We start from the raw sequence: 6,000 nt of genomic DNA, 5'->3' as shown, positions 1-6,000 counted from the left end.
TTATTCGCTTTTATAACGAGGAAAGAGCACAAAGAAAACTAAACAAGCTGACGCCGGTTGAATACCGACGCCAGCTTGCAGCTTAGGGCTTTTTTCAATGTCCATTAAATGGGGTCTTGACCACTATCTGAGGGAGGTATTTTTTATGTTAACTCTAGATGTAATAACATCATTAACATATTGTTACTCGTTTAAACTTTCGGATCAAAACACTTCGCACCCAGCGTTCATCCTCCACTAGCAGTATGTTATACAACGTTCGTCCTCCTCTCTTCGGTCATGCTCGTCAGGCCCGTCAACGGCAAACAAATTTGCACGACGGCCCCCTGCTCTGCCTGGCTATCGATGGTAATGCCATAACTTGCTCCGAACAAATACTGGATTCTGCGATGCACATTGACAATACCGATGCTGGGTCCCCCGTCCATGACATCCTTCTCGCGCAAGCTTTGGCGGATTTCCGCGAGCCGCTCTTCCGAGATCCCCATCCCGGTATCCTTGACCTGGACAACAAAGGTATTATCGCTACGCCGCTTTTCCAAACGGCCCTAGATTAAGGTTCTTTATTGATATACCCAATTTTGTCAAACTCTTATTTTACGTGATTAAAATCAAAAAACCGCTTTTCAGCGGTTTCAGCTCTATTACCCAGCATTTGTTTCTTTACAACATACATCCCTCTGTTCGATAATACAATAGCCCGATTTTGAAAAGATTTAAAAGGAGAAGACATCATGGACGATGCATTAACTCTTATGGATAAGATAAACATGTTAAAAAAGGAAATTGTATTCCTCTCCGCAGAGCAAAACTTGGATATACACCACCCATATTTGCAAGTTCTGACTACAAGATTAGACTCACTAATAATTCAGTATCTAGAAAAACCCCGGCCTATTTCTTTGACAATAAATTCATGAGCAGGTTGAACGAGAAAGCCTGTCGTTAATGACAGGTAGTGCCTGTTTGGTTTGGCGCCAAGCAGCATTCTCCCTCTTGTCGATCTAATACGTGGTCCATGCGCCATGGAACGCCGGTCCGTCAGGGCCTGTCGATTCCGTCGTCTGTCCAATCTCCCCCCATAGCCCGCCGTATTTGATAAACGTCTGGCCGTTCAACGGGTAGCTTATTTCCCCGACGTTGACGACGCTGTTCATCGTATTCCAGGCCGTACCCGCGGATGTGGTATCATCAGGCAAACCGGTGCGCGAATGGGTGCCAACAGTCGGATAGCTCGCATGGGTGCCGATCGCCGAGTACACGACCGGGTGGGTGAAGCCGCCTGTCAGCTTTTGCGCGTTCGTTGCGATCACGCCCGTACTATCCGCGAAGCTGCTCTGTGACGAAGTGTAACGCAGCCCTTCGTTATCATGGGCGGCATAGTAAGCGTTTTGAAAAGTCGCCGCACTGTCCAGCGTGACAGTAATATGCTCCCAATCGCCCTCGTGGTTCAAGTCGACACCGGCGACCGAAGACGAATCGTTATACGGATAGAAGAACCAGTACTGCAAATCATACCTGCCGCTCAGCGTAGTACTCTTTTGAATATTGGCATAAATTTTCCAGTTCGAGGAGCTGGATGCGCCTAGATGGGTCGTTTCGTCCGGCGGCTGCAGGAAAAAGCCCTCGTCGTGATACGTATCGCGCTCCTGATCAGAACGGATATTGTCGCTGTTGTGTTGGGTGAGATCGCATTTAATAACTGGCGTACATCACCTAAGTATGCTTTTTGGGTTTGACGGGTAAATCCCTGATCTTTCATCCAGATATCAAAGAACTCGAGTAGATCGTCATCGAAGTACGTGTTCAACTAAAAGTTCCCCCCTGCCGCTAGAAGAATAGACTAACCTTTGGTGTGTTTAGCGTAATTTTTATAATAAATACGCCTTGAAAAATTTCGTGATGGTGATTACCATGATGTTGCTCACCGTGAATTAATTCAAACAAAATAAACAAATATGCCAATGAGCAAATCAGCTTCTGCCCTAGGTATGGAAACCTGTCATAGCATAGTAGATTGCTTGCCACTTAGATGGCCATCAGTGCAACAGTTAATGCAATTGAACTTCTTCCACAAACCAAAACATCCCAGAATGGCAGTACTTCGATAGGACAATTCGTTTTTCAGCACAAAAAAGGCACTATGATGACACACATTTCACCTAAGTGAACTGCGACTCATAGAGCCCTGTACTTGTGCCAATAGTACGTAGCTACTCTCAAAAGGAACAAAAATTATTACGTTCACAACGCATTACGCACGGACAAAATATACTTGGATTGATCAAGCGGATTGATACCTTGGCGTTTACGCTCCGCGTTGACTTCCGGCGGGCATTCCCGGTAGCATGCAAACGTTGTAGACAGAATGGCTCGCCCCTTCGTCATCGAGCCGAGCCGAGCCGGAAAGTCGAGCGACGTCGCGACTGGTATCAAGCCCTTCAGTTCAAAACGTCCACTGTGGATCACCGGTGAATCCAACTCACCGCGCATGACAATGAGTTCGGCCATGACCTTACCGCCGAATTCCTCAGGTACGGACAGGCGAAAATGCAAAAGCGGCTCGAGCAGCGTGGTACCTGTGTTCTCGAGACCGTTCATAATGCCCATCGGTGTCGCTATGACGAAATCGAGCGGATGTGTATGCCACACATGATGTTCACCTTCCACGAGCGTAACCTTCAAATCGGTGACCTCCCAGCCGCGCAGCCCTTGCTGCAATGCCTCGGGCACACGACGTGCGACCTCGTTCTGGTAACTCTCGAGCAGGCGCTCCGGCCTCGCCACAGAGCTGTACTGAAGACCGGTCCCCCTTTCCCCAGGTTGAATTAGGAAACGCAATATGGCCCAGCACGGCTTCGGCATCGTATAAGCAACGAACCCCTCGCCCATCCTGGTTGGAGTTTCCTTATAGATGACAGAAGGACGGTCGAAGGTGACTTCGAGCCCAAACCGACTCTTCAGCACCGAAGCGATGACTTCCATTTGAATCGGCCCCATTACCTTCAAATGCAGCTCCCGATCCTCTTTTTGCCACTGAACGTCAAGTAGTGGGTCCTCGTCAGCCAATTCCTGAAACGCCGCCACCACCTTGGGATAGTCGGTCTCGCTGCGCCATCGCACCTGCACTGTTAGCAGCGGCACAGCCAGCTTGCGCTCGTCGGGAACTCCAGTAGCCGTGCCAACGATATCTCCGATTCGCACTCGGCTCAAACCGTAAACTGCTGCTATATCCCCGGCCTGCAAAATTCCAACATCTTCCGACTTGCGGACATCAATTTTGCGGATTTGAGTAACCTTTTCCTGGATGTCTTGTGTCACGTTATACACGGTATCGCGATTGCGAAGCGTTCCGTTGTACAAGCGTACATAAGCAATCCTACCCATGTCCGGGTCACGATCGAGCTTAAAGATAATACCTGCAACAGGTGCCGCAGAGTCCCCTAACGGTCCAGGTAGCCAGCGCAAGATTGCGTCCATAAGCTCGGGGATGCCGATCCCCCGATTTGAGGCGCCGAATAGCACAGGGAAAAGCTTAGATCGGAAAATACCATCCTCAAGCGATGGGAGTATCTCTGCCGTAGTTAGATACCCCTTTTCAATATAACGCTCCAACAACTCTTCGGCTCGTTCGGCCACCGTCTCGACTAGCAGTTCTCGGTACAACTCGGCCTCACTTGAGAGTGTGCCCGTTACTTCCTGCAGCAAATCCGCGCTTCCAGCAAAATCCTCTTCTACCCCAATCGGTGCCTGAATCGGTATCGCCCCGTCAGATAACAGGCGACGGATACTTTCGAATGTACGCATAGGGTCGGCCCCGACTCGATCGAGCTTATTGACGTAAACTATCGTCGGTATACGAAGATCACGTAGCGCCTGCCATATCAATTCCGTCTGAGCCTGCACGCCCTCAACCGCTGAAACGATTAGAACTGCACCGTCCATTACCCGTAGCGATCGTTCTACTTCGGATAGGAAATCCACGTGTCCAGGTGTATCCACAAGATTCACCTGAATTCCGTTTCGAACGAATCGGGTGACCGCAGCCCGCACTGAGATGCCCCGCTCTCGCTCCACTTCCAACCAATCCGTTTGTGTTGTCCCGTTATCAACGCTACCGAGCGTGCGAATGCGTCCACTTTCGTATAAGATGTGTTCGGTCGTCGTTGTTTTACCCGCATCAACATGAGCGAAGATACCTACATTCCGAATTGGGTTCCGTCGTGCCTCATGCATTATGGTGCTTCCCCCCGAATGGTAATAAGCACATTTTAACATAATTAGCAGCCGAGTTGGACAATGCCGTAGATTTTGATTTCCTAGCTCAAGCACTTGTACTCAATGATAATTTTCCCAATCCGCGGTCTTTGCCACTTAACCAACAATTGCTATTGAACTTACTTTGATATTCTTTGTGAGATCCCCAAAATGCATCGTTTACTAAATCTGTAATTCAATGCGATTATGGCTGGATCATTAATAAAACTAATAATATTGTTAGATTTATTGATAGTATTAAATGTTCCAGTGTGAAGTACAAACCGTATTAAAAGATGTCGTCACAACTCGTTCAAAAACAACAGTTCGCACATCTCGTCGATAAGTCGATAAGTGGATCCAACTATACGAAGAACAAGAACTATCCATTAATCATATTGCAGTACAATTCAATATTGATGTTACTACTGTATCCAAAAACCTAGATTTGATTTGATCTATTGGTGATCGCTGTGAAACGGCAGGACTTCTGGTAGTGTCGGATGAAGATGAGTTAAACGATGAGTATATGAGCATATGAATGGAAGGGATAGACTTGTTTATGATAATCCATTTGAATGTTCAGATGTCTTAGCATATTATTGTGCTCTAAATTGTAGAGCCATTGGATTAGATGGGAAGTAATTGAGGTTAAATCAGGCTAGGTTGAAGACATCGCTTAAGATGGTGAGGTCTTTTTCCGTTTCATTATTAGCTTGTGTATTCACAATCTAATAAAAACACATGCAGATTTAAAATATCGATCCCCATTTCGACTCACAACAATATCATCATTATGCGATTCTATAACAACATTTTCATCAAGCAATTTTCCATTTTGATATATGGATAACGGTTGCTGGAATACTCTCATACGTTCGAAATCGGAATGTACTTTCAATTCACGTTGTTTATGCATCATAATCTCCTTAACTGATTGGGCTATAATCATTCTACAAGACATTAGTTGATAGTTCAAATATCTTGCATCCAGCTTATTGGGTGCTTTTTGGTTAACATGGCAACGATATAGCCGTTGGGGTCCTTCATCTCCTCTAGTGCTTCCTCGGCTGAGAGCTTAATCGAATCCCAGATTTTATGCTCTATCTCACGATTGTCCTCGCTCATTCCCAATCCACCTTCTCGCCGATTAGCTTTTCGAAAATGCTCGGCAATCTCCCGGTCGCCCTTTAATACGGTGGATCGAGCCGCCGTAAGCTCCCGGTCAGCTCACAGCAGGATTTTGTATTGTGTAGCAGTATCATCGAAAGAAACGATAACTGACCTTGTAACTTCTTCAGTCAACTTGAATTTGTCTGCGATATCTTCATAGGGCTCGAAATGCTGCATTAGCTATTTGTTTGGAGTCCGTCAATTGCTGCATATTGTTAGAGCAAATACCATGAATGCTCTCAAAATAGCCTTGTATGCAAGCCAATAAAAGCGGTTCCGTTTGTGATGACAATTCGTGCTGCTCCTCTATAGCTGTTTCTTTCATCCATCTTTTCGAGCTTACCATGCTTCTCCAGATAAAACACAACAACTTGTGCTTGCTTCAATCGCCATTCCCGATTGTAACTACCGGCAGCTCGTACGATTAAGTCAATGCCGGCAAGAGATCGCAGCACCTTTGGGAAATCTACGTAAATCCCTGATTCGATAAGCTGTGTTGATACGACTCTACAATAAAGACTCGCTAGAAGTCTCACCCTTACTATTGCTAGGATTTGCGTACGATGCTTG

At 46.5% G+C, this 6,000-nt stretch carries 5 protein-coding genes; 1 reads left to right on the top strand and 4 read right to left on the bottom strand.

What is annotated here, in order from left to right; all coding sequences use genetic code 11:
- Positions 1 to 2: 2 nt before the first annotated feature.
- Positions 3 to 86 carry an IS3 family transposase gene (locus FPZ49_RS30075; protein WP_261381681.1) on the top strand — a complete coding sequence of 28 codons (84 nt, stop codon included), beginning with the start codon at positions 3 to 5 and terminating at the stop codon, positions 84 to 86.
- A 162-nt stretch (positions 87 to 248) separates the two neighbouring features.
- Here FPZ49_RS30075 and FPZ49_RS30070 read toward each other — a convergent pair whose 3' ends face one another.
- The 4 genes from FPZ49_RS30070 to FPZ49_RS36155 all read right to left on the bottom strand — a co-directional run bounded on the left by FPZ49_RS30070 (position 249) and on the right by FPZ49_RS36155 (position 5,385).
- The gene (locus tag FPZ49_RS30070; RefSeq protein WP_186446184.1) at positions 249 to 542 is read right to left on the bottom strand and encodes a sensor histidine kinase; all 294 of its coding nucleotides are present in this window, start codon (positions 540 to 542) and stop codon (positions 249 to 251) included.
- Between the two features lie 462 nt (positions 543 to 1,004).
- Complete coding sequence (locus tag FPZ49_RS30065; RefSeq protein ID WP_261381686.1) at positions 1,005 to 1,664, bottom strand: Vps62-related protein; 660 nt, start codon at positions 1,662 to 1,664, stop codon at positions 1,005 to 1,007.
- A 580-nt stretch (positions 1,665 to 2,244) separates the two neighbouring features.
- On the bottom strand, positions 2,245 to 4,236 hold the full coding sequence (locus FPZ49_RS30060) for a GTP-binding protein (protein WP_144854055.1): 1,992 nt from the start codon (positions 4,234 to 4,236) through the stop codon (positions 2,245 to 2,247).
- A gap of 996 nt (positions 4,237 to 5,232) precedes the next feature.
- A complete protein-coding gene (locus FPZ49_RS36155; protein ID WP_186446183.1) occupies positions 5,233 to 5,385 on the bottom strand; it encodes a hypothetical protein in 153 nt (50 codons plus the stop codon).
- Between the last annotated feature and the right edge of the window lie 615 nt (positions 5,386 to 6,000).

It is taken from the genome of Paenibacillus cremeus, from assembly GCF_007786445.1.
In the GTDB taxonomy this organism is placed as follows: domain Bacteria; phylum Bacillota; class Bacilli; order Paenibacillales; family NBRC-103111; genus Paenibacillus_G; species Paenibacillus_G cremeus.
The sequence above is the reverse complement of the archived record's forward strand: the minus strand, read 5'-3'. Positions and strand labels throughout refer to the sequence as shown.